The sequence below is a fragment of the Mesorhizobium sp. B264B1B genome (assembly GCF_020165765.1).
Taxonomy (GTDB): Bacteria; Pseudomonadota; Alphaproteobacteria; order Rhizobiales; family Rhizobiaceae; genus Mesorhizobium.
This window is the reverse complement of the sequence record NZ_JAIUIS010000007.1, coordinates 258,282-281,898: the sequence shown is the minus strand read 5'-3', so window position 1 is coordinate 281,898 and position 23,617 is coordinate 258,282. Positions and strand designations below refer to the sequence as shown.

The 23,617-nt window shown below is 64.2% G+C and carries 22 protein-coding genes, 1 tRNA gene and 1 pseudogene; 12 read left to right on the top strand and 12 right to left on the bottom strand.

Going from position 1 to position 23,617, the window contains the following annotated elements; translation table 11 throughout:
* Positions 1–26: 26 nt before the first annotated feature.
* From LB547_RS17000 to LB547_RS16990, 3 genes are all read right to left on the bottom strand, one after another.
* Positions 27–1,196: an NAD(P)/FAD-dependent oxidoreductase gene (locus LB547_RS17000; RefSeq protein ID WP_140759110.1), complete on the bottom strand. Its 1,170-nt coding sequence runs from the start codon at positions 1,194–1,196 to the stop codon at positions 27–29.
* A 62-nt stretch (positions 1,197–1,258) separates the two neighbouring features.
* Positions 1,259–2,554: an aspartate aminotransferase family protein gene (locus LB547_RS16995; RefSeq protein WP_224519126.1), complete on the bottom strand. Its 1,296-nt coding sequence runs from the start codon at positions 2,552–2,554 to the stop codon at positions 1,259–1,261.
* Between the two features lie 86 nt (positions 2,555–2,640).
* Positions 2,641–4,188 carry an aldehyde dehydrogenase family protein gene (locus tag LB547_RS16990; RefSeq protein WP_140492020.1) on the bottom strand — a complete coding sequence of 516 codons (1,548 nt, stop codon included), beginning with the start codon at positions 4,186–4,188 and terminating at the stop codon, positions 2,641–2,643.
* A gap of 291 nt (positions 4,189–4,479) precedes the next feature.
* On the opposite strand from LB547_RS16990, the gene LB547_RS16985 reads away from it, so the two are divergent.
* Complete coding sequence (locus tag LB547_RS16985; protein ID WP_140554757.1) at positions 4,480–5,322, top strand: IclR family transcriptional regulator; 843 nt, start codon at positions 4,480–4,482, stop codon at positions 5,320–5,322.
* A 194-nt stretch (positions 5,323–5,516) separates the two neighbouring features.
* On the opposite strand, the gene LB547_RS16980 is transcribed toward LB547_RS16985, so the two are convergent.
* Entirely contained in the window at positions 5,517–6,278 is a 762-nt protein-coding gene (locus LB547_RS16980; protein WP_140662635.1) for an IclR family transcriptional regulator C-terminal domain-containing protein, read from the bottom strand.
* Positions 6,279–6,401: 123 nt separating this feature from the next.
* Here LB547_RS16980 and LB547_RS16975 point away from each other — a divergent pair, with 123 nt between their 5' ends.
* The 3 genes from LB547_RS16975 to pcaF are packed head-to-tail and all read left to right on the top strand — an operon-like array spanning position 6,402 to position 9,001.
* Positions 6,402–7,124 (top strand): 3-oxoacid CoA-transferase subunit A, encoded by a 723-nt coding sequence (locus LB547_RS16975; protein ID WP_140628309.1) that lies wholly within the window; start codon positions 6,402–6,404, stop codon positions 7,122–7,124.
* Positions 7,121–7,792 carry a 3-oxoacid CoA-transferase subunit B gene (locus LB547_RS16970; RefSeq protein WP_140524514.1) on the top strand — a complete coding sequence of 224 codons (672 nt, stop codon included), beginning with the start codon at positions 7,121–7,123 and terminating at the stop codon, positions 7,790–7,792. Before LB547_RS16975 ends, LB547_RS16970 begins: the two co-directional genes overlap by 4 nt.
* Positions 7,793–9,001: a 3-oxoadipyl-CoA thiolase gene (gene pcaF, locus LB547_RS16965; protein ID WP_140662633.1), complete on the top strand. Its 1,209-nt coding sequence runs from the start codon at positions 7,793–7,795 to the stop codon at positions 8,999–9,001. It abuts the gene before it with no gap.
* Between the two features lie 243 nt (positions 9,002–9,244).
* Here pcaF and LB547_RS16960 read toward each other — a convergent pair.
* Positions 9,245–9,319 (bottom strand) — tRNA-Gly (locus tag LB547_RS16960).
* A 216-nt stretch (positions 9,320–9,535) separates the two neighbouring features.
* On the opposite strand from LB547_RS16960, the gene LB547_RS16955 reads away from it, so the two are divergent.
* From LB547_RS16955 to LB547_RS16940, 4 genes are all read left to right on the top strand, one after another.
* Complete coding sequence (locus LB547_RS16955; RefSeq protein WP_140524511.1) at positions 9,536–10,033, top strand: prolyl-tRNA synthetase associated domain-containing protein; 498 nt, start codon at positions 9,536–9,538, stop codon at positions 10,031–10,033.
* 78 nt (positions 10,034–10,111) lie between these two features.
* Positions 10,112–11,104, top strand: a complete 993-nt coding sequence (gene trxA / locus LB547_RS16950; RefSeq protein WP_140759105.1) for a thioredoxin — start codon at positions 10,112–10,114, stop codon at positions 11,102–11,104.
* A gap of 163 nt (positions 11,105–11,267) precedes the next feature.
* Positions 11,268–11,939: an LON peptidase substrate-binding domain-containing protein gene (locus LB547_RS16945; protein WP_140514078.1), complete on the top strand. Its 672-nt coding sequence runs from the start codon at positions 11,268–11,270 to the stop codon at positions 11,937–11,939.
* A 19-nt stretch (positions 11,940–11,958) separates the two neighbouring features.
* Positions 11,959–12,207 (top strand): Trm112 family protein, encoded by a 249-nt coding sequence (locus LB547_RS16940; protein ID WP_140514079.1) that lies wholly within the window; start codon positions 11,959–11,961, stop codon positions 12,205–12,207.
* A gap of 375 nt (positions 12,208–12,582) precedes the next feature.
* On the opposite strand, the gene LB547_RS16935 is transcribed toward LB547_RS16940, so the two are convergent.
* Genes LB547_RS16935 through LB547_RS16925 form a run of 3 tightly spaced genes read right to left on the bottom strand, consistent with a single transcriptional unit; the run spans position 12,583 to position 18,330 of the window.
* On the bottom strand, positions 12,583–15,861 hold the full coding sequence (locus LB547_RS16935) for an error-prone DNA polymerase (RefSeq protein ID WP_140759103.1): 3,279 nt from the start codon (positions 15,859–15,861) through the stop codon (positions 12,583–12,585).
* On the bottom strand, positions 15,858–17,333 hold the full coding sequence (locus LB547_RS16930; RefSeq protein WP_224702927.1) for a DUF6504 family protein: 1,476 nt from the start codon (positions 17,331–17,333) through the stop codon (positions 15,858–15,860). The genes LB547_RS16935 and LB547_RS16930 overlap by 4 nt, the downstream gene beginning before the upstream one ends.
* A complete protein-coding gene (locus tag LB547_RS16925; protein ID WP_140514081.1) occupies positions 17,275–18,330 on the bottom strand; it encodes an ImuA family protein in 1,056 nt (351 codons plus the stop codon). The genes LB547_RS16930 and LB547_RS16925 overlap by 59 nt, the downstream gene beginning before the upstream one ends.
* A gap of 250 nt (positions 18,331–18,580) precedes the next feature.
* Between LB547_RS16925 and LB547_RS16920 the strand changes: the two genes are divergently transcribed.
* Entirely contained in the window at positions 18,581–19,003 is a 423-nt protein-coding gene (locus LB547_RS16920) for a metallopeptidase family protein (RefSeq protein ID WP_140491980.1), read from the top strand.
* A gap of 19 nt (positions 19,004–19,022) precedes the next feature.
* Here LB547_RS16920 and LB547_RS16915 read toward each other — a convergent pair whose 3' ends face one another.
* Complete coding sequence (locus LB547_RS16915) at positions 19,023–19,652, bottom strand: TetR/AcrR family transcriptional regulator (RefSeq protein WP_140524507.1); 630 nt, start codon at positions 19,650–19,652, stop codon at positions 19,023–19,025.
* Positions 19,653–19,822: 170 nt separating this feature from the next.
* Between LB547_RS16915 and LB547_RS16910 the strand changes: the two genes are divergently transcribed.
* Positions 19,823–20,500 (top strand): hypothetical protein, encoded by a 678-nt coding sequence (locus tag LB547_RS16910; RefSeq protein ID WP_210241345.1) that lies wholly within the window; start codon positions 19,823–19,825, stop codon positions 20,498–20,500.
* Here the strand turns inward: LB547_RS16910 and LB547_RS16905 are convergent.
* The gene (locus LB547_RS16905) at positions 20,487–20,693 is read right to left on the bottom strand and encodes a DUF1737 domain-containing protein (RefSeq protein ID WP_140493464.1); all 207 of its coding nucleotides are present in this window, start codon (positions 20,691–20,693) and stop codon (positions 20,487–20,489) included. The two genes, LB547_RS16910 and LB547_RS16905, sit on opposite strands and share 14 nt — an antisense overlap.
* 55 nt (positions 20,694–20,748) lie before the next feature.
* Entirely contained in the window at positions 20,749–21,645 is an 897-nt protein-coding gene (locus LB547_RS16900; protein WP_140759099.1) for an HpcH/HpaI aldolase/citrate lyase family protein, read from the bottom strand.
* Positions 21,646–21,699: 54 nt separating this feature from the next.
* Here LB547_RS16900 and LB547_RS16895 point away from each other — a divergent pair.
* Together LB547_RS16895 and LB547_RS16890 are read left to right on the top strand one after the other, a co-directional pair.
* Positions 21,700–21,831 (top strand): annotated as a pseudogene (locus LB547_RS16895) (two-component sensor histidine kinase); the annotation flags it as partial.
* Between the two features lie 28 nt (positions 21,832–21,859).
* Positions 21,860–23,026 carry an NAD(P)/FAD-dependent oxidoreductase gene (locus LB547_RS16890; RefSeq protein ID WP_140759097.1) on the top strand — a complete coding sequence of 389 codons (1,167 nt, stop codon included), beginning with the start codon at positions 21,860–21,862 and terminating at the stop codon, positions 23,024–23,026.
* A gap of 60 nt (positions 23,027–23,086) precedes the next feature.
* Here LB547_RS16890 and LB547_RS16885 read toward each other — a convergent pair whose 3' ends face one another.
* Positions 23,087–23,590: an SRPBCC family protein gene (locus LB547_RS16885; protein WP_140673853.1), complete on the bottom strand. Its 504-nt coding sequence runs from the start codon at positions 23,588–23,590 to the stop codon at positions 23,087–23,089.
* Positions 23,591–23,617 lie beyond the last annotated feature (27 nt).

The following is a 23,617-nucleotide window of genomic DNA, read 5'->3' as shown; positions in this document are numbered from 1 at the left end:
TTGCGCTAACGCCGGTGTCCTACTGGTCAAGCCGCCGCAGTATGTACGGCGGGGACGTTTCTTTCCGGAGTTGGAGCGAGACTCTCGGTGCCTGGGATCGATGCGGGAGAGCCCTTGAGCACCCAGTCCGCGACGATCAGGCCTATCACCGGCGCGAGCTGTATCCCGTAGCCGCCCGCACCGGCCGCAGTGATCAGACCGGGCTCGGACTGATCGACTGGTCCGACATAGGGACGGTGGTCGGCGGTGACAGGGTAGAGACCTGCCCAGCCCCGGCCGAGCCGGGCGCCCGGCAGATCAGGCACGCGCTCGATCAGCATCTCGGCCAGCATGACCTTGGACCCTTCCTCGCACTGCTCGTTGTAATTGTCCGGATCCTCGGGCGAGGGCGAGCTTACCTTGTGTATCTCGGCGATGAGCTCGCTCGCTTTCTCGTGCCGAAAGTTGAGTCCGGTGCCCTGCCCGTTCACCAGATCCATGACCATCGGCATTGTGTAGGGAAGCGGCGCGTCCAGGTGGATTGTCAGCGCCTCGTGGCGCTCGGGGTGGATGTGAAGCGTCTGTCCAAGCATCCCGGCAACGCGTGGCGCCCAGGCGCCTGCCGCATTCACGATGAAGTCGCAGCCGATCGGACCCTTGCTGGTGTCCAACCGATAGCCACCGGATGTCCGCGCGACTCCAAGCAGCTTGCGGAACTGGAAAACCTCGGAGCCGAGCTTCTTCACCTCTTGCGCCAGCAACGTGCACATTTCGTGGGGATCGAGGAAGCCGTCGTCCGGCCCGAAGATGCCGCCTTCGAGCCCATCTGAACTCAAGTGCGGCACGAGCTGCTGGAGCTCGTCCGCCTGGTAGACCCTGGACCTGAAGCCGGCATCGCGCTGGATCTCCACCGAGCGGGCGAACAGTTCCATCTGCTCGGAGGTGCGCGCCAGACGCAGATAGCCGATAGGGTTGAAGCCGAGACCGAGGCGCTCCTGCCATCGACGGATGCGCTGCACGGATTGCATGCGCAGCTGGATCTCGAACGAATCCGTCAGCTGTGTGCCAACGACGCCGACCGAGCGGCCGCTGGATCCTGACGCAATGGATTGTGCGTCGATGACGGTGACGCGAGCGCCCTGTTCCGCGAGCGCGTGCGCAGAGCACATGCCGAGGGTGCCCGCACCGATGACGACGACGTGAGGAGAAGCTGTCATGTGACTTCCATCTGTTGCTGCGTCGTCCCGTGCCGGATGGATCCGGCGCCGGACGCGCTACGTCATTGCTTTGCGATTGCTGCGAGGGCGCCGTCGATTGCGGAAAGGATTTCGCGTGCGTCTTCCTCGGTCATCGAGGTGGAAAGCGCGAAGAGTCCGTAACTCGCCGAAAGCACGCCGCGGTCGAGCAGACCCTTGTGGAACAGGTCGAGCTTCGTGCGTTCGGACGCACCCGGATAGACCGACCGATAGTCCGTGATCGGCAACGCCGTGAAATGGACTTTGAAGAGCGAGCCGAGACCGACGCACTGCCCGTTGAGGCCGTGGCGAGCAAGCGAGGCCGTGATGCCGTCGCGAAGCAGGCTGCCGATAGCGTCCAGATGCGCGAAGCTGGCCGGGGTCAACGCGCGCATCGCCGCCAGACCGGCTCGCATCGTCACCGGGTTCGCGGTGAAGGTGCCGCCATGCGGCAATGCAGGCTTGCCTCGCGTTGGATCGAACACCGCCATCACGTCGGCGCGGCCGCCGACGGCGCCGACCGGGAACCCTCCGCCGATGATCTTGCCGAGAGCCGTCAGATCGGGCGTGATGCTCCACAGGCCCTGCGCCCCCGAATAGCCAAGGCGGAGCGAGATCACCTCGTCGAAGATCACCAGCGAGCCGGCGGCATGAGCGATCTCGACCATCGCGTCGAGATAATCCTTCCGCGCGGGAATAAGTCCGGCGCGGTTCGGCATCGGGTCGATCAGAACACCCGCTATCGAGTCTCCATGCGCGTCGAAGACGGCACGCAGCGCCTCCGTATCGTTGAACGGCACCGCGATGACGTCGTCGAGAACTCCCTTCGGCGTGCCTTTCGCGTATGCCGTCGAGGCAGGCATGTCGCCCCAGTTGGCGGGCGAGCTGTCCAGGCTGACTTCCGCGAAGTCGTAGGAGCCATGGTAGGCACCTTCGATCTTGACGATCTTCGGCCGCTCAGTGAACGCCCGAGCCGCCTTGATCGCCATCATGACGCCTTCCGTGCCGGAGTTGGCGAAGCGAACCTGCTCGACCGACGGGAGGCGCTCCACCAGCAGTTCAGCAAGATCAAGTTCGCTCTCGGTGGGCGCTCCGAAAGCCGATCCCCGGGGCATCTGGTCCACCACCGCCGCCGTGACGGCGGGATGGCCGTAGCCATGGATCATGGCCGTGAAATTGTTGATGCAGTCGTAGTAGACGTTTCCATCGACGTCCCAGACGCGGCAGCCCTCGCCGCGCTGGGCATAGATCGGAAACGGGTCGATGAAGACCGTTGTCCGGGTGTTCCCTCCCGGCATGACCTTGCGGGCCCGTTCGAACATCTCGCGGGATTTCGACATTGAATCTGGATAGTGGCGCATAATCTTGTAAACCGATGAAGGAGACAGCCTTGGATGGCCGCGGCGAAGAGCGCGACCTCTTTCGATCACCTGGTCATGATCGTGTGGCTCTGCTCGCGCAGGTACTGTGGCAGGAACCACGAGCCGAGACCGCCCTTGCCGCTGACCCCGGTGCCCTTCCAGCCGCAGAATGGCTGCGCGCCTGGCCATGCACCCGTCGTCGCGCCGCTCGCACGGTTGGCGTAGAGAACCCCTGCTTCGGCGGTGTCGAGGAAGTGACGCAACTCTTCCTGGTCGTTGGTAAAGATGCCGGCGGATAGTCCGTAGGCGATGTCGTTGCCCTCTTCGATCGCGGCATCGAGACTATCGAAACCGCGGACGACCACGAAAGGCATGAAGAGTTCGTCGCGGGTCAGCCGGCCCGGACCATCAAGTTCGACGACCGTCGGCAGGACGTAGTTGTCCGCAAAGCCCTGGCCCAGGGCGGCGCCCCCAAAATGCACCTTGCCTTTGCCCTCGACTTCCGACAGTGCGGCCTGGAAAAGGGCGACTGTGGCGTCGCCATAGACAGGGCCCATAAAGGTCTCGGCCTTGCGAGGATCTCCGACCACCAGCTTTGCGGCGAATGCTACCAGCTTCTCGATGAATTCCGCCTTGACCTTCTCGTCGACATACACGACCGAGCATGCGGAGCACTTCTGGCCTTGCAGGCCAAAAGCGGAGCGCGCCACTCCCTGCGCCGCACGGTCGAGATCGGCCTTGCTGGTCACGTAGGCAGGGTTCTTGCCACCCATTTCGGCGATGACGGGCTTCATGTGGGGCAGCGTTGCCATATGACGGAAGATGCTCATGCCGGTCTTATGGGAGCCCGTGAATGCAACGCCGTCGATGCCGTTGTCGGTGGCAAGAAGGCGCCCCACCTCTCCATCGCCAAGCACGATGTTGAAAACACCTTCGGGCAATCCCGCCTTGCGAAGCGTTTCGGCAATCAGCAGTCCGGTCAGCGCGCAACCCGGCGACGGCTTGTAGACCACCGCATTGCCTGTCAACAGCGCACCCGAGACCATGCCGATCGACAAGGCGAGCGGAAAGTTGAAAGGAGCGATGACCGCGAAGACGCCATAGGGCTTCATGACGCTGGTAGCGGTCTCGTTTTCGACCAACATGTTCATCGGCCGGACGAACCCGTTGTTCGCCTTCATCTCCGATGCGTAGTACTCGACCATGTCGAGGCATTCCTCGGCTTCGCCGACTGCCTCGAGGCGGGACTTTCCGATCTCGTATAGCGCCGCCAAACCAAGGTCATACTTCCGCTCCGCCAGCGCCTCTCGCCAGCGGGCGCCGAATGCAAGGCGATCGTCCAGCGTCGAACGGTTCCAGGCCTTCGCGCCGGCTCGGGCAGCCTGGATCGCCGACTTGACGTCTGACGGGGTTGAAGCCGGGAACTTGCCGAGAGAGATCTTCTTGTCGATCGGGCTCAGGATCTCTTTCCGAGCGCCAGTCGCAAACGGCGTCGACCACTCGCGACCCAGTGTGTTCTTCTCGAAATCCGGGATCATTGCGTCGAGGTGAGCGTGAACCGGGGAAAAATCCACTCCGATGTTCGAGTAGGTCACACGCGGGAGTTCAGCCATTTCAAGTTCCTCCGAAAATCGGTATTTAGTCCGATAATCAGGATTTGGCTTGCGAGTCAATCGAGGGGACCATAAAATGGGGATAATACCGAATTTCGGAATTTGCGAGGACATTTCCCGGTTCGGATTGCTAACCGAGCCCGACGGATCGGGGCGTGCGGCCGTTCGGCTATTCCACGGAGCCCCGGGCTCAAGGCGCGGCGGAATAACAAGGGACCGACCTTGCCCCTCATGTCTGTTTTGAACGATAACCTTCTTGCAGTTGCAATTGTCAGATCGGCGTAGGTGCCCTTGAATACGAAATCAAAGAAGCCGAGCGCCAAGGACAGCCCCCTCGAGCGCTACATCTCGATCATGGAGACGGTCGCGCCGTTCGAGCACGGCCTGACGGCGATCGAACTCGAAACGACGCTTGGACTGCCCAAAACCACGATCAACAGGCTGCTGCACGCCTTGATCGAAAGCGGGATGATCACCGCCGAGAGCGTTCGCAATCGGACATACCGTCTCGGCGATCGCTTGCTGCAGCTGCTACAGATGTCTCCGGACAGCGGCTGGCTGACGACGCTCGCGCAGCGACCGCTTCAGGATTTGGCCGACCGCACCGGCCAGTCGGCGTTCCTGTCGAAGTTCGACGGTACCGAAGTGCGCTCGGTCACCTGCGTCGCGCCCGACACTCCGGTCCGGACCTATGTCATGCCGGGCATGGCCATGCCTGTAAATGCGACCGCTTCGGCCAAGGCGATCCTTGCGTTTCATCCGCAGGAGACCGTGAAGAGGATCCTGGCGACGGAGCTGCGCAGCTATACCGATCGGACGAAAACGAAGATCGCGGAGTTGACCAGGGAATTGGCCGAGGTTCGGGAGCAGGGTTACGCCATGGACCTGGCCGAGCATGTTCCGGGCCTTGGCTCGATCGCATTTCCGATAAGGCCGACGAGCGGTGAGGTGATATACGCGGTGGGACTTACGGGGCCCTACGGTCAGATCATAGAGCAAAACTTCAAGCAGCATTGCGCGGCGCTCGCGGAGGCCGCCCAGCGCATGGCGAAGCTGGCGCAGATGCACGCCTACAACGGATCGGCTATGGCCGCAAAGAATGCCGCAGCGGATCAGCGACAGGGCGGTGCGTGAGAGGCCGGTCACTTGCGCGAAGAAACGTCGCGCTTTGACCGAGAATGTAGTTTCGCGATCTCCGTCTCGACGGCGGCGAATGTCCGGCCACCCCTCCGATCCGCGACCTTGATCTTCCGTCGACAAGATCATGGGTGGGAACATGCTCTCCTATCTCAAGCGACTTGGACGCTAATTCCCTCTGTGCCAGCGCCCTAACGCAGCACTGCCCGCAGCTCAGCTTGAAGTGCACGCAACGGCTCCAAGTAGAGCGCAACGAGATTGCTGACACTCACATGTGTCGCCGCAACGCCGACGTTCACGGCTGCGATCACCGTCCCGCGCACGGTCATCAACGGCACGGCGATCGAGCGCAATCCGAGCTCGACCTCCTGATCGATCAACGCGAACCCTTGCGTCCGCACCCGCCCTAACTCCGCAAGGATGGTGTCGGGGTCGGTCAAGGTATGAGCAGTCCGCGCCGGCAGGGCATGGGAAGATAGAAGATGTGCAGCGCGTTCCGGAGGCATGGCTGCCAGGAGCACGCGCCCCATGGAAGTGCAGTATGCCGGAAGCCGCGAGCCGGGCATCAGCGCGATCGACATCACCTTTCGCTGCGCCGCGCGCGCGACATAGACGACGTCGGTGCCGTCTAGAATCGAGACGGACGAGCTTTCGCCGAGCCGCTCCGAAAGGCCATCCAGCAAAGGCTGCACCAGATGCGGCAGCGGCATGGTTGCCAGACAGGCTGTCCCGAGCCTCAACACGCGCGGCGTGAGCGTGAAGAACTTTCCGTCGTAGTCTGCGTAGCCGAGATGGGAAAGCGTAAGGAGACAGCGTCTGGCTGTCGCCCTGTCGAGACCGGATGCAGTCGCGACGTCCGTGATCGACTGCCGTGGCCGTTCCACCGTGAACGTCTCTATGACAGACAATCCCTTGGCCAAGCCACCCATCGTGTCCCGTTCGGAAATGGGCATCCATTCACCTTGTGCGATATGTCAACAAACGAATGATATCGCACAAGCCGGCTTGCCGAAAGATCTCGTCTGCCGATACGTGTGGCGGCGAAATCGATCTTGGTGCCGGGAAAGGCTGGTTACGTGGACAAGACAATCGCGAGCCTCGCGGAAGCAGTGGCAATCGTCGAAGACGGCATGACCGTCATGATCGGCGGCTTCGGCGGCGCAGGTGCTCCGATAGAGCTGATCCACGCCCTGATTGACCGTTTTCGCGCTACCGGCGCCCCGAAAAACCTTACGATCGTCAACAACAATGCAGGGAACGGTCGGATCGGCATCGCCGCCATGATCGACAATGGCATGGTTGCCAAGATGATCTGCTCGTTCCCGCGCTCGTCCGATCCGCGGGCATTCACCGAGCGGTACCTTGCCGGGAAAATCGCGCTCGAACTGGTTCCACAGGGGACCTTGGCCGAACGAATCCGCGCCGGTGGCGCGGGTATTCCGGCTTTCTACACGCCGACGAGCTACGGGACCGATCTCGCGGCCGGCAAGCCTGTGGCCGAGTTCGACGGGCGCCACTACGTGCAGGAACGTTGGCTGAAGGCGGATGTGGCCCTCATCAAGGCGGAACTTGCCGACCCTCATGGTAACCTCACCTACAGGAAGGCGGCACGCAACTTCTCGCCGCTGATGGCGATGGCCGCACGCACGACCGTCGTTCAGGCGCGCCGGATCGTCCAGCCCGGTGCGATTGATCCTGAGCTGGTCGTGACGCCCGGGATCTTCGTGGACCAGGTGATCGAGGTCTCGAACCCGATGCAGGAAGAGACGCTTATCCGCCAAGGGGTCGCATACGCATGACAGTCAAGCTGACCAACGCGCAGATTGCATGGCGCGCCGCGCAGGACATTGAGGACGGCGCTTATGTGAACCTCGGCATAGGCTTTCCCGAGATGGTGGCGAGCTTTCAGCCGCCTGGGCGCCGGGCGATCTTCCACACCGAAAACGGCATCCTCAATTTTGGCGAAGCCCCGGCGGCAGGCGACGAGGACTGGGATCTGATCAATGCGGGCAAGAAGGCGGTCACGCTCAATCCGGGCGCTTCGTTCTTCCACCATGCCGACAGCTTCGCGATGGTGCGTGGCGAACATCTCGACGTTGCCATTCTCGGCGCCTACGAGGTGGCCGAGACCGGTGACCTTGCGAACTGGAGCACAGGACCCAAGGGCATACCAGCGGTCGGTGGTGCGATGGATCTGGTGCACGGAGCAAAACGCGTGGCCGTCATCACCGATCACGTCACCAAGGACGGTCGTCCGAAACTGGTGAAAGCCTGCAGCCTTCCCCTGACCGGCGTGCGCTGCGTGACGAGGGTCTACACGAGCCTTGCGGTCATAGACATCATCGATTGTCGTTTCGTGCTGCGCGAGAAGCTGCTTGCGATGAGCTTCGATGAATTGAAGGCGCTGACCGGCGCAGAGCTTAAGGTCGATGGCGAAATCAAATCCTTGACGGCACCGGAGCTCTGAATGACCGAGGCCTTCATCTGCGACTACATCCGCACCCCGATCGGCAGGGTTGGCGGTTCGCTGTCCTCGGTCCGGACCGACGATCTCGGCGCGGTGCCGCTGCGAGCGCTGCGGCACCGCAATCCAGGCCTGGACTGGTCCGCGGTGGATGAGGTCATCTTTGGCTGCGCCAACCAGGCAGGCGAGGACAACCGCAATGTCGCGCGCATGTCATCGCTGTTGGCGGGACTGCCGATCGAAGTCCCCGGCAGCACGGTCAACCGCCTGTGCGGTTCTGGAATGGACGCCGTGGGCATCGCTGCACGGGCCATCAAGGCCGGCGAAGCCGACCTGATCATCGCCGGTGGCGTCGAATCCATGAGCCGCGCGCCGTTCGTGCTTCCGAAGGCGGGCGAGGCGTTTTCGCGCAATGCCGAGATTTACGACACCACGATCGGTTGGCGCTTCGTCAATCCATTGATGAAGAAGCAGTATGGCGTCGATTCGATGCCGGAGACGGGCGAAAACATTGCGGAAGCCTTCAAGGTCAGCCGCGCCGATCAGGATAGCTTCGCCGCACGCAGCCAGGCCAGGACCGCCGCCGCTCAGGAAAATGGCCGGCTGGCGCTGGAGATCACTCCGGTGACCGTACCCCAGCGCAAAGGCGATGCTATCGTGGTCGATCGCGACGAACATCCACGCACCGGAACGACAACCGAGTCGCTCGCCAAGCTTCCAGCGCCGTTCAAAAAGGAAGGTGGCACCGTCACAGCGGGCAACGCTTCTGGCGTGAACGACGGAGCGGCAGCGCTGATCATCGCGTCCGAAGCCTCCGTCAAGGCATTCGGGCTCACACCGATCGCCCGGATTCTGGGCGTCGCGACGGCCGGGGTTGCCCCACGGATCATGGGGATCGGCCCGGCTCCGGCGACACGCAAGCTTTGCGCGCGCCTCGGCATCGCGCCTTCGGACTTCGATATCATCGAGCTGAATGAAGCATTTGCCTCCCAAAGCATCGCCGTGCTCCGCGAACTCGGGATCCCCGAGGACGCGGAGCATGTGAACCCGAACGGCGGAGCGATCGCGCTCGGGCACCCGCTTGGGATGTCGGGCATTCGCATCACCGGCACTGCCGCGCTCGAGTTGCGGTCCCGAAAAGCACGACTGGCCCTGGCCACGATGTGCATCGGTGTCGGACAGGGTATCGCGATCGCTCTGGGCAGTGCGTAGCGGAGATGGTGCGACAGTCCGAGTCAGGCGGATTGCATCGATCCGCAGCAAAGCAGCCACGGGTATGGATCGGTTGACGTTTGTCAGCTTGTCGATTCGCTAACAGACCAGAGCTATGGCGAGCCGACAAAGATCGTGCCCTGGCTCGCCAAGTCATGGGAGATATCAATGACCTACGCGCAAAAAAGAAGCGCCGCACTAGGCGGCGCTTTCTTTTAATTGCTTAATTCCCCAAGAGGAAACTGGAGCGGGTGAAGCGATTCGAACGCTCGACCCCAACCTTGGCAAGGTTGTGCTCTACCCCTGAGCTACACCCGCTCGCGCGGCTTTGGGCCGCAAGCCGGGCCTATATGGCTGAAGAGCGCGGCGATTGCAACAGGGAAATCGCAGGCTTTTTTCAATGCGCCGGACGAGGCCGGCGGGCCGCCGGCGGGAGGCGGAAGGATTCGGCGCCGCGTCGCGCGGCGGTCTTGTCTCGACCATGTCATTGGCCGTAAACGGCATGGCTGGAAACCAGCCGAAGACGAGAACCCCATGCCCAGGACCGAAGCCGAGCTCTTTGCCTTTCTTGCCGAACTCGGCATCGCCGTTTCGACGAAACGCCATCCGCCGCTCTATACGGTCGCCGATTCGCAGGCGCTGCGCGGCGAAATCGCCGGCGGCCACACCAAGAACCTGTTCCTGAAGGACAAGAAGGACGCCTTCTTCCTGGTCACGGTCGGCGAGGATGCTGTCGTCGACCTGAAGCAGATCCATCATGTGATCGGCGCCGCCGGCCGCGTTTCCTTCGGCAAGCCGGAGATGCTGATGGAGCTTCTGGGCGTCGCCCCGGGCGCAGTCACGGTGTTTGGCCTGATCAACGACACGCAGCACAGGGTCAGGGTCGTGCTCGACGAGGCGCTGATGCGGCATGCGGTGATCAACGCGCATCCGCTGACCAATGAGGCGACGACGTCGATCGCATCGGGCGACCTCGTCAGATTCGTCGAGGCAACCGGGCACGATGCTGCTATCTTGAAAGTCTCGGCATGATCGCCACATGGATGGCGAAACCGGTTTCCAACCAAGGACAGTGCGCCGATCCGCTGGCGCCACCGAAAGGGCGACGACATGAGTGACAACAATCCGTTTGGCGGCTCCTTTGGCAACAGCGGCGGCCAGTATGCCACGACGGTGCAGTATGGCGGCGGCGCGGAACCGCAGAAACCTGCGGCCGGCGCCGCCCCCGCCGGCGACGTCATCAAGGATACGACCACCGCGGCCTTTGCCGCCGATGTCATCCAGGAATCGCGCCGCCAGCCGGTGCTGGTGGATTTCTGGGCGCCGTGGTGCGGGCCGTGCAAGCAGCTGACGCCGCAACTGGAAAAGGCGGTCCGCGCCGCCGGCGGCAAGGTCAAGCTGGTCAAGATGAACATCGACGACCATCCCTCGATCGCCGGCCAGCTCGGCATCCAGTCCATTCCCGCGGTCATCGCCTTCAAGGACGGCCAGCCGGTCGATGGCTTCATGGGCGCCATCCCCGAGAGCCAGATCACCCAGTTCATCGACAAGGTCGGCGGCAAGGGCAATGGTGCGGCTGATGTAACCGAGGCGCTGACGGCGGCGGCCGAGGCGCGCGCTGCCGGCGACGTGCAGACGGCGGCCGACATCTATGACGCCGTGCTCGAGCAGGCGCCGGAGACGATCGAGGCGATAGCGGGGCTGGGCGAATTGCTGTTCGAGGCCGGTGATACCGAAGGCGCCGAGGCGATGCTGGCGCGGGCGCCGGAGGCCAAGGCCGATGCGCCGCCGCTGGCCGCGCTGCGCGCCAGGATGACCTTGGCCGCGCAAGCGTCCGAACTCGGCAACCCGGCGGAGTTCGAGCGCCGGCTGGCTGAGAATCCCGGCGACCACCAGGCCCGCTTCGATCTGGCCATGGTCCAGAACGCCAGGGGCGAGCGCGATGCGGCCGCCGACAATCTCCTGGCCATCATCAAGGCTGACCGCGGCTGGAACGAGGACGGCGCCAAGGCGCAATTGCTGCGCTTCTTCGAGGCCTGGGGCATGACGGACGAGGCGACGCTTGCCGCGCGGCGCAAATTGTCGTCGCTGCTGTTTTCCTGAGCCGGCGCGGCCGAATGGTCGCGCGGGGCTTGCACCCGGCGCCGGCCGCGCCAGATAGGACGAATCCGGCCCGCCTTTCCCTCGGGAAGCCAACAACCCCGGGCAGCGACAGGCGGATCGCGGCATGGAGGCGCTTCCCAGGCGAAGCGATCGGAGGAACGAGGTGCAAGCGGGAAACGCTCACTACCGGCTCGCCAGGGATCTGCCGTCGACCATCCCGGTCTTTCCGCTCGAGGGCGCGCTTCTGCTGCCAGGCGGCCGCATGCCGCTCAACATCTTCGAGCCGCGCTACCTGCAGATGGTCGACGAGGCGATCGCCGGCTCCCGGCTGATCGGCGTCATCCAGCCCAGCCTCGACGGCGCCTTGCGCGACGATGGCGAGCCGGAACTCTGCAATGTCGGCTGCGCCGGCCGCATCATAGCGCTTTCCGAGACCGGCGACGGCCGCTACCTGATTTCGCTGCAGGGTGTGTGCCGGTTCCGTGTCACCCATGAGCTGACGGTCAAGACGCCGTTCCGCCAAGGCAAGATCGCCCCCTTTCTCGCCGATCTCGACGACGACCAGGCGGCCGCCGAGGTCGACCGGCCGGCGCTGCTGCGGGCGTTCCGCTCCTATCTGCAGGCCAACGACCTGGAGGCCGACTGGGAAAGCGTCAGCCGGGCCGAAAACGCCATGCTGGTCAACGCGCTGTCGATGATGGCGCCCTATGGACCGGCCGAGAAGCAGGCGCTGCTCGAAGCGGCCGATCTCAAGACCCGCGCCGAAACGCTGATCGCCATCACCGAAATGGCGCTGGCGCGCGAGAACGAGGATTTTGGCTCGAGCCTGCAGTAGGATGTTGAGAGAGGGCACGATGGCGGCGGATGGGCGTGACGGAAAGAGAGCGAATGTCGACCCCAGGATGCTGGAGCTGCTGGCTTGCCCGCTGACCAAGGGGCCGCTGGCCTGGGATCCCGAGCGCGGCGAACTGATCTCGCGGGTCGCCAAGCTCGCCTATCCCGTGCGCGACGGCATCCCGATCATGCTGCCTTCGGAGGCACGGAGCATCTCGGCGGAAGACGTGCTGCCGCCACGGCTGGGCGGGCCGGCCGGCTCGACGTGAAAATTATCAAGGTCGGCATTCTACGGCGCCCCCCGCTGCCCTGCCGGGCATCTCCCCCTCAAGGGGGGAGATCGAATGTCATCTCCGCCTTCGCCAATCTCCATTGTTGCAGGCGGAGCGTTGAAACTGCCAATCTCCCCCTTGTGGGGGCGAGGAGTGGTCCATGAAGTGGACGCAAAGCCAATTGCTTGGCTTTGCGAACGAGGAGCGCCCGAAGCGACAGCGAAGGGCCGGGTCCGGCAGGCCAGAGGGGGGCTCGCCCGCCAGCGTCAAGTTTCGCACCGCTGCGGTGCGGAGACGTCGCGGCATGAATCCTCGCGCCGCGTCGCTTCGCTCCTTGCTCCGCCCGTGGATGATGAAGGCACTGGAATGTGCCTACTGAAAATTGCGCCCCCTGGGCATGACCTTTTCCGCCTTGTCCGACAGCCTTGCGATGTCCTGCCCGGCCGGCACGGCTGGCGCTGCCTCTTCCAGCAGCACCGTCAGCCAGGGCGTCAGATCCTCGATCTTCTCGGCGACGATGTGGACGACATCCGATTCCGACTGCAATTTGCCGGTGACCTTGACGAAGCGCGCGCCCATGACGATGGGCCGGAAGCGGTCGAAGGTCCGCTGCCAGAAGATGACGTTGGCGACGGCCTCGTCATCCTCCAGCGTCAGGAAGACCGCATTGCCTTTGCCGGGGCGCTGCCGCACCAGAACGAGCCCGGCGACCGAGACGCGCCGTCCGTCCCGCACCGAGCACAGCCTGGCATTGGGCGTCACGCCGGCCCGGTCGAGCCGTTCGCGCAGGAAGGCGACCGGGTGCGCCTTCAAGGACAGGCCGAGCGAGCGGTAATCGTGGATGACATGCTCGCCGAGCGGCATTTTCGGCAGCTTCGTCTCCGGCTCCAGCTCGCGTAGCCGCAGCGCCGGCTGGTCGAAAAGCGGCAGCTTTTCGGCGGCACTCTTGCCGTCGAGGGCGCGCACCGCCCAAAGTGCGGCGCGGCGGTCCAGGCCGAGCGAGCGGAAGGCATCGGCCTGCGCCAGTCTTTCGATCTCGGCGACATCGAGGCCGGAGCGCAGCCAGACATCCCGGACGGATATGTAGCCTGAACCGCGTCGCTCGACGAAGGCGTCCATGCGCTCCTTGGAAAGTCCCTTGATCTGCCTGAAGCCGAGCCGCACCGCGTGCTGCGTCGCGATGACGCCGCGCATGTCGGCATGGCGCGGCAGGATGCGGGCCGGGTCGAAAGCCGCCTGTTCCAGCGTGCAGTCCCAGACCGAGAAATTGACGTCGACCTCGCGGATGTCGACGCCATGGTCGCGCGCATCACGAACAAGCTGGGCCGGCTGGTAAAATCCCATCGGCTGTGAATTCAGGATCGCGGCGCAGAACACGTCGGGATAGAAGGTCTTGAACCAGCAGGAGGCATAGACCAGCAGCGCGAAGGAGGCGGCATGGCTTTCGGGAAAGCCGTATTCGCCAAAACCCTCGATCTGCTTGAAACAGCGTTCGGCGAAATCCCGGGTGTAGCCCTTGCCGACCATGCCGTCGATCATGCGCCGGCGGTAATTGCCGATCGTGCCGGTGCGCTTGAAGGTGGCCATGGCGCGGCGCAACTCGTCGGCCTCGCCAGGCTTGAAGCCACCGGCCACGATGGCGATGTTCATCGCCTGTTCCTGGAACAGAGGAACGCCCAGCGTCTTGTGGAGGATCGCCTCCAGCTCCGGTTTCTGATACTCGGGCTGCTCCTTGCCTTGCCGGCGGCGCAGATAGGGGTGGACCATGTCGCCCTGGATCGGGCCGGGCCGCACGATCGCCACCTCGATGACAAGGTCATAGAATTCTTTTGGCTTGAGACGCGGCAGCATCGACATCTGCGCGCGCGATTCGATCTGGAAGACGCCGATCGTGTCGGCGCGACCGATCATCTTATAGACCGGCTTCGCCTCTTCCGGCAGGGTGGCAAGGACATAGGGCTGCCCGTAAGGGTCTCGCGCCTGCGGATAATGGTCCGTCAGCAGAGTGAAGGCGCGTTTGAGACAAGTCAGCATGCCGAGCGCCAGCACGTCGACCTTGAGGATCTTGACCGCGTCGAGATCGTCCTTGTCCCATTCGACCATCTTGCGTTCCTCCATCGCCGTCTTGACGATGGGCACGATCTCGTCGAGCCGGTCCCTGGTGATGACGAAGCCGCCGACATGCTGGGAGAGGTGACGGGGAAAGCCCATGATCTCGTTGGCACGCTCCATCACGTGCCGCGATATGGGGTCGGCGCGATCGAGGCCGCCGGCCCGGGCTTCCTTCTCGCCGAGCTCCGAGGTCGACCAGCCCCAGATCGAGCCGGAGAGCGATGCCCTGACATCCTCGGACAGGCCCATCGCCTTCGACACTTCGCGCAGCGCCGAGCGGCCGCGATAGCTGATGACGGCGGCGGCCAGCGCGGTGCGCTTGGAGCTGTATTTCTCGTAGATATATTGGATGACCGTCTCGCGCTTTTCATGCTCGAAATCGACGTCGATGTCGGGCGGCTCGTTCCTCTCCTCGGAAATGAAGCGTTCGAACAGCGTGTCGATTCGCTCCGGCCCGACCTCGGTGATGCCGAGGCAGAAGCAGACGACCGAATTGGCGGCCGAACCGCGCCCCTGGCAGAGAATATCCTGGCTGCGGGCGAATTTGACGATGTCGTGGACGGTCAGGAAATAACGGGCATAGTTCAGGCGCTCAATAAGGGCGAGCTCTTCCTCGATGCGCCTCGTCACCGATTGCGGCACGCCCGAGGGATAGCGCCTGGCCGCCCCCTCCCGCGCCAACCTTTCCAGCTCCGCCTGCGGGCCGAGCCCTGATTGCGTCGGCTCGTCGGGGTAATTGTACTGAAGGTCGCTGAGCGAGAAGGTCAGCTCCTGCGCGAAGCGCAGCGTTTCGGCCAGTGCCTCCGGGTGCCTGCGGAACAGGCGCGCCATCTCCAGCGGCGGCTTCAGATGGCGCTCGGCATTCGCCGTGAGTTCCAGCCCGACCTCCGAAACGGGAATGTTGAGGCGAATCGCGGTCAGCACGTCCTGCAGCGGGCGCCGCTCGGCCGTGTGGTAGAGGACGTCGTTGGTCGCCATCAAGGGCAGGCCGGCCAGCTCCGCCATCGCCGCCGCCTGCTCGATCCTGAAGCGGTCGTTTCCCGCATAATCGGGCGAAACGCCAAGCCGCAGGTTTTTACCGAAACGGTCCTTGAGCTCGCCAAGCAGGGCTAGTGTGCCCTCGGCCCCCGCCGCCAGGTCGGGCAGGACCGACAGCGACATCAGATCCCCCCATTCGAGAAGGTCGTCGCGCCGCAGAAGGGTCGCGCCCTTTTCGTTCTCCTCGCGCAGATTGGCTTGCGTGAGCATGCGGCACAGATGCCCCCAGCCCTTGCGGTTCTGCGGATAGGCGAGAATATCAGGCGTGTCGTCGCAAAAAACCAGCCGGCTGCCGGGGTGGTAGGCAAGCGTCTCGACCTTGGCCTGCTGCCAGGCGCGCACCACACCCGCCACCGTGTTGCGGTCGGCGAGCCCGATCGCGGAGAACCCCATGAGCTTGGCCGCGACCACCAGCTCCTCCGGCTTGGAGGCGCCGCGCAGGAACGAGAAATTCGACTGGATGCCGAATTCCGCATAGGGAATGGCGGTCAGCGCGTTCATGCGAAGACCCCGTGCAGGAACCAGCGCGGCGGGATTTCAGAGCCGCCATAGAGACCTTGCCGGTAGAGCCAGTAGCGGCGGCCGTCGGCATCCTCGATGCGGAAATAGTCGCGTGTCGACGCCGCTTCGTCGCTCGAAAATTCACGCCACCATTCCGGCGCGATGCGTTCAGGGCCTTCGGCGCGGGCGACCCTGTAGAGCGCACGCCGCCAGCGGAAATTCAGCGGCGGTCCCTCGGGCATTTCGGTGGCCGGCACCTCAATCGGCTCGGGCGAGCGGAAAAGCCGGATCGGCCGCTCCGGCGGGAAGATGGTCATCGGCGCCTGCATCCTGTCCGGTTTCTTCGGCGGCGTGATGCGGCGCGGGGTTTCCGTGAAGGGGATGGTGGCGACGGCACGCTCGGGCAGATGGCTTTCCACGACGACCGGCTTGAGAACCGCGCCCTCGCCGAGCCGGGCGCGGATGCGGTCGGCGAACAGCGCGATATCGGCGCCGTCGTCGGTCGTTTTGCCTGTCAGGTCGGCCTGCGGCATGTCGAAGGCCGCCGCCGCCAGCACCGAAAGCCGCACCAGGTCGAAGCCATAGCCGGCATCGATATGCTGCTCGAGGGCGGCCAGCCGCTCATGGAACAATTTCTGGATCAGCCGGGGTTCGCGCATCGGTCGCGACGTGCCGAGCGCGATGCGGCTGACGGCGCCGTCGACGCGGAACAAGAGCAGCGCCAGGCCTCTCGCGCCTTCGCCGCGCCGCTCGAGGTCGATCTTCAGGGTCGTCGCCAGCATGCCCACCAGCCGTTCTATGTCCTCTGTCAGCGTGACGGGCTCGGCCAAATGGCGTTCGACCGAAAGCGGCGCGACGGGCAGGCGCGGCGACACCGCCTCGTCGAGACGGCCGAGCGCCTGGTCGAGGCGCAAGAGCAGGGAGGCACCGAAGCGGCGGGCGAGCGGCGCGCGCGGCGCGGCCATCACCGCGCCCGCCGTGCGCAGGCCAACACTTTCCAGGCTGGCGCGGGTTTCCGGCGCGATGCGTAGCGCCGCCAGCGGCAAGGGCGCCAGGAGCGCTTCCTCCTCGCCGCCGGCAACGATGCGGTCGCCGCAGAACCGCGCCGCCGCCCCGGCGGCGCCGGGTGTCGCGGCAAGGCCGGCACGGACGTCGAAGCCCTGATGGAAGAAGCGCGACAGGATCTCGTCCAGCATGGCGCGTTCGCCGCCGAAAAGATGGGTGCAGCCGGTGACGTCGAGAAACAGGCCGTCGGTCCCGTCGAGCGCCACCAGCGGGGTATAGCGGTCGCACCAGTCCGCAAGGCCTTCGAGCAGGCGCCGGTCGGCTTCGGCATCGGCCTCCATTATGTCGATCGACGGATGCATGGCGCGCGCATCGGCGATGCCCATGCCGGGCTTCAGATGCAGCGCCTCAGCCCGCTCGTCGAGGGCTAAGATGCGCTGCGCGTTGCTGTCGCGATGGCTGATCACCAGCGGCCGGTGATCCGATGGCCGGGAACGCCAGGACCGCCCCAGGCGCTGCCGCAGGATCCGTTCGGCCGCGAGATAGGGAAACCACAGGGACAGGATTCTTTGCTCGTTCTTCCCCAATCCGTCTTTCATCGAATATGCGTTCATCGGGGTTCCACTCCAATATGAATTGTCCTGGCAGGGCCGTGCGGCTCTTGCCGATGCTGATGGTGAAGGCGGGGCGGCCGATCGAGCCGGCAAGCGGCCCGGCGACCGTGTCGCGCGGCCCTGCCGGCGCCGGCGAGACGATGAGGCGGACGGGCGCCGCCGTCGGTTCGGGTTCGGCCGCCTGCCGCAGCAGGAAGACCGGCCGGCCGGCGCTCTGCGCGCGGGCGTGCAGCCGGCGCGTCGCGGTCAGGTCCAGCCGCTGCGGATTGCCGCGGACTTCAAGGATGACGGCGGCGAGCGCCGTCATGCGGGCCGCCTCCTCGGCGACCCACAGCGCATCGGCGAGCCTTGGCGCCTCGGAAAACAGCAATTGCTCCGGCTCGATGCCGAAGGCGGCGTGAAGGCCCCGGGCATAGGGAAAGCCCGCCTCGCGAAAAACCTCCTGGGTGCCGATCCACAGCACCGGCAATCGCGGCCCTTGCTTGAGGATCAGGCTGGGCTTGAGGATCAGGCTGGCGAGCGACAGGGCGAAGCCGGCGACCGCTCCGGCATCGCGGGTCTCGACGCCATGGATTTCGCTCAAGGCCGCTTTCGGCAGGCCGCCGCCCAAATCGCCGCCCCAATCGCCACCGAGGGCGGCATCGAGCCGGCCGATGCCGGTGCGCAGGAAAGCATCCGGCCTGGCTACGGCGATGCCGCGCCGGACCACGGTGCGGTCCGCGGCGGCCATGCCGGCGTCGGAAACCGCGCCGGCCGGCGCCTGCAGGCGCTCGGGCAGCGTTCCCTCGATCTTCGCGATCTGGCGGCGCAGGGCAAAAACAGTCTCCCGCGCCACGGCGCTCATCGCCATGACGGTCAGTGTCCACTCACAATTGTTCCTGTTATGTTCTTATAGATTCCAGAGGCGACCCGAAGAGTCAAGCAGACTCATGGGGGAATTTATTCCTCTCCGATAAGAGGGCCAACATTGGTCGGACAGCCGGCCGCGCCTCAAGCCATGCGAAACGGCTCCCGGTGCCGTAAGCAATCCTGGGGTTGGCCGCCGCGTCATTTGCCGATTGTGGCCCAAAAGCCTATATGCCGGGATCAAAGGACAAAGCATGGCCCGCATCTACAAGACCCGCATTTGGCACGACCAGCTTTCGCCGTCGATGGACGAGATCGAGTTCCTGGCGCTGGAGGCCTACGCCCATCTGCCCGAGGATTTTCGCAAGCTGACCGGCGAGATCGTCATCCAGATCGCCGAGTTCCCGACCGACGAGATCATGGACGACCTGTCGCTGGAAACGCCCTTCGACCTGCTCGGCCTATTCGAGGGACGCGGCATTGCCGAGCGCTGGAACCCGCAGACCGGCGAAGGCCCGAACCGCATCACGCTCTATCGCCGCGCCATCCTCGACTACTGGGCCGAGAACGAGGAGACTTTGGGCGACATCGTCACCCATGTGCTGATCCACGAGATCGGCCACCATTTCGGCCTGTCGGACGACGATATGGAGAAGATCGAAGAGGCAGCCGAGTGACCGGTTCTACGTCAGGCCGTCATTTCACAATGAGTGTGATGAAATGTTTTAATACGTTCTGCACAGTCTGCTCCCCGGTATGTCCTGCCACTGCCCATTGCGCAAAATGTCCATCAATGTACATGCGTGCGAGCCCGTAGACGAGCGCCCTCGCGGCTATCTGGGTCTCTGCCATGTCGTCCGACCGGAGCATGTTTCGCCGCTGTGCTTCTGCCATTGACGCTTCCATCAGCGAACGCACCGCTTCATTATCGTGACGCAGCGACTCCGAAGCATCCCAATCAATAAGATTGCGTGTCGAGATGATCTGGAAGTGGGTGGGGTTTCGAATTGCCCAGCGCAAATAGGCGATTCCAACAGCGGCAAAGCGTTCGATCGGATCGTCCGTCGCAACCTTCTCGACCGCATTCGTGATCTCCGAGCGGAATCGGCTCATTGCCTGCTCCGCGACAGCCGTCATCAACGCGGTCTTGTTGCTGAAGTGACGGAATGGCGCGCCGGGGGAAACCCCGGCACGTTTTGCGGCTTCGCGCACGCTCACATTGTCGGGGCCGCCTTCCTCGACCAGTTGAACCGCGGCATCGATCAGGACCTCCCGCAAATTGCCATGGTGGTAACCAGTGCGATGAGGCGCCTTGGCTTTTGCCATCTCTTTCCCTTCGTTCCGTGGAGCAGCTTCCCGCCTCTGTAGCATGATTCCGCGATTTATGTAATCGCCGTTTACAATCCCGGCCAGAGGATGTAAGCAGTGATTACAGACGGGATCGGAACAGGCCTGCGGTCTTCGCGGTTCCCGAATTCCCAGCTGAGGAGACGAACATGCTCGCCAGAACAGCCCCACCCAGCCCGCAATCGGTCATTTCGCATCAGAGTCCAGCCGAAGAACTTCAGCAGGAGAATTTCGCGATTGTTCAGTCGAGCGCGACCGTGCCCAGCCTCACGCTTTATCGGCTTGCCGCCGTCGCCGGGATGGGAAGCGCGCTTATTCTTCTGGTCAACGCGGCTAAACGCAGCTCGCTCATCGCGACCACCGATCTGACGCAACTTCTCGCACCAGTCGCCGAGATATTGGCACTTGGCCTCGTCGTGGGCCTGTTTCTTGCGTTTGGCCGGCGCGCGGGGCTGTTCGGCACTATCGCGTTTGTCATCAACTTCGTTGCGTTGGCAAGTTTGGTAGGCGTGGAAGCAGTGATCAATCTGGTATTTTCGAAGCTTCCGCTCACAACCATCGTCGAGCTGCGAGCCGGACCGCTCGGTCTGGCTCTGGTCGCCAGTTCGGTTCTTTTTCTGGTTGGAACGCTCGCGTTTGTAATCTCTCTCGCCGTTGCAAGAGGCGTGCCGCGCATTCCTCTCGCTCTTTATCTCATTGGCGCGGTGCCGATCGCGCTTCGTGCGTTCGTTCCGGAGCTGGCTCTTGACCTGGGCTTGGCGATGCTTGCGGCATCGATCGCCTGGCTGGCGGCGTGGCTGTGGATGCGAGGGGCTACCAGTCGCTGAGCTTGGTGTCCGGCCCGTATTCCTGGCCCTCGACATCCTTCACCACGGCCTGGCCGCAGCGCATGGTCTTGGTCTTCTTGTCGTAGGCGTAGGTGGGGGAGCCGAACAGGTGCCAGCCCTTGTTCAGCGCCGCCGTCACCTTGTGACAGAAGCTGGCGTCGTCCGGAGCGGTGAGAAAGCGGTAGAGTTTCATCATTCAATTCCTGTCGTCAGTCCATCGCCCGCGATCGGCAATCCAACACGGCACATCATGCGCCGACGGCCGCCGCCTTCGCCAGCAGTTTTTCGGCCTGCGCAAGGTGCAGCCGTTCGACCATCCTTCCCTCCAGCGCAATCACGTTCTTGCCGGCATTTTCCGGAAGCGCAAAGGCCTGCTTCACCGCGCGGGCCTTGGCCACCGCCTCCGCCGACGGCGCAAAGGCGCGGTTCGCCGCCTCGATCTGGGCGGGATGGATGAGCGTCTTGCCGTCGAAGCCCATGGCGGCCGCTTCCGTGCATTCGCGGCTGAAAGCATCGAGCGCGCGAAAATCGTTGAAGACGCCGTCGACGATATCGAGATCGCCGGCACGCGCCGCCAGCACCATCTGCATCAGCCACGGCAGGAGATAACGCCGGTCCGACGTCGCCATAATGCCGGTGTCCTTGGTCAGGTCATTCGTTCCGGCAACGAAACAATCAAGCCGCGAGGCAGGATCGCGGCCAAGTTCGGCGATGGCGCCGACATTGAGCACGGCCTTCGGCGTCTCGATCATCGCCCATAGTTTCACGCTGTCGGGGGCGGAATTGTCGTCGAGCACGTCACCCGCCTCGAGCACGTCGCGGGGCGTGTCGACCTTGGCCAGCAGGATGCCGTCCGGCTCCGCCCTGGCCGCCGCCAGCAGGTCGGCACCGCCCCATTCGCTCGAGAGCGCATTGATGCGCACCACCATCTCGCAGCGCCGGCCACTATGGTTGGTATCAGGACGATTGCTGAAGATGCCGGCCAGTTTTTCGCGCGCCGCGACCTTCTCGGCCGGGGCGACGGCATCCTCCAGGTCGATGATGACGGTATCGCAGGCAACCTGCGCCATCTTGGCCAGCGCCTTGTCGTTCGAGGCCGGGACATAGAGCACCGAGCGGCGCGGGCGGTAGGGATCGGTCGTCATGCCAAATCTATGCCGCCTGCCGCGGGTCGAGGCAAGGGAGCAGGCGGCATCGCGCGGTGCTCTACCGGGGGCACCGGCATGGGGCTCGGCATCGTGCTGGCCCTCCTGAAAGCGCAGGATGGCACGATCAGGCTGGTTGACTCCGAGCGCGGCACGCGCTTCGAGATTGTCTTGCCGGTTGCGTAAGGACGCCGGCAGCGGATCGGAGAAAAAAGTGCGCTACGACATCGTCATCATCGGCGGAGCCATCGTCGGCTCCTCGATCGCCTATTATCTGCGCGAGGAGGCCTTTTCCGGCAGGATCGCGCTGGTCGAGCGCGACCCGCAATTTTCCCACGCGGCGACAACGCTATCCATGGCCTCGATCCGCCAGCAATTCTCCATTCCGGAAAATATCCGCCTGTCGCAATTCACGCTGAAACTGTTCCGCCGGCTGAAGGAAGAATTCGGCGCCGACGCCGACATCGGTTTTCGCGAGGGCGGCTATCTCATTCTCGCCGGCGAGGCCGGGCTGCCGATCCTCAGGGCCAACCACGAGGCACAGCTTGCCGAAGGCGCCGACATTTTGCTGGAGGGCGCCGAACAACTCGTGCGCCGTTTCCCTTGGCTGTCGGCCGAGGGCATCACCGCCGGCGCCTATGGCCGCAGCGGCGAGGGCTGGTTCGACGCGCATGCCATGCTGATGCTGTTCCGCAAGGCGTTGCGTGAGAAGAAGATCGACTTCATCAATGCTTCGGTCACCGGCATCGAGCGGCAGGGTGACCGCGTTACCGGCGTCAACCTTGACAATGGCGAACGGCTCGAGGCCGGCATCCTTGTCAATGCCGCAGGGCCGAATGCGGGCAAGGTCGCCGCACTCGCCGGGCTGGCGCTGCCGGTCGAGCCGCGCAAGCGCAACGTCTTCGTCTTCGAGGCGCGCGAGAAATATGCCGACATGCCGCTGCTGGTCGACCCGTCCGGCATCTATGTCAGGCCGGAAGGCTCGGTCTATCTCACCGGCGGCGCCGAGCCGGAGGAGGGCGACGGCCCGGCCGATCCCGCCGATTTCGACGTCGACTGGCCGCTGTTCGAAGAGGTGATCTGGCCGGTGCTGGCGACCCGCATCCCGGCCTTCGAGGCGATCAAGCCGACGCGCGCCTGGGCCGGTCATTACGACTACAACACGCTCGACCAGAACGCGGTGATCGGCCCGCATCCCGAAGTCGGCAATTTCCTCTTCGCCAACGGCTTTTCCGGCCACGGCCTGCAGCAGGCGCCCGCCGTGGGCAAGGCGCTGGCCGAGCTGATCGTCCATGGTGGCTACCGCACGATCGATTGCTCCCCCTTTGGCTACGAACGCGTTGCCGAAGGGCGGGCGTTCCGCGAGTTGAATGTGATTTGAGCCGAGTCAAGGTCCCTCTTTGACGCTGACATCAAAAGGCTCTGCACCGCCACCAGTCGGCTAAGCCGCCACTCGGCTTCCCGCACCCAAATACGCCTGTAGCCAGCCCAGCACGCGTCCCCAGCCCTCGGCATGTTCGGCCGCCGCTTCGGCCAGCCCGGCAAAGCCGCCATGGCAGATGGTGAGGCGCGTGCCCGCGGCGGTTGGTTCCAGCAGCCAGGCGACCGTCGTTTGCCGGCGGCCAAGCGTCGGATGGTCCCAGGCATAGGCCCTTGTCTGCACGATCCGGCGCGGCACCTCGATATCGAGGAATTCCCCGTTGGCCGGCAATTCCCTGCCGTCGGCTCCACGGACCGTGACGGTCCAGCGGCCGCCGGCGCGAAGGTCTGCAGACCAATCGACCATCCGGTAGGTGTCGGCGGATCCCCACCATTGTTCGACCTCGTCCGTGATCAGCGCGCGGAAGACGCGCTCGGCCGGCGCGCCGATTTCGGCCTGGGCCATCACCGTCTCGCCGTTGGTCATGCTCTGCACGGCTGAACTTGGCATAGGGACATGCAACATCGATGCCTCCGGAGGATTGTTTCGGCT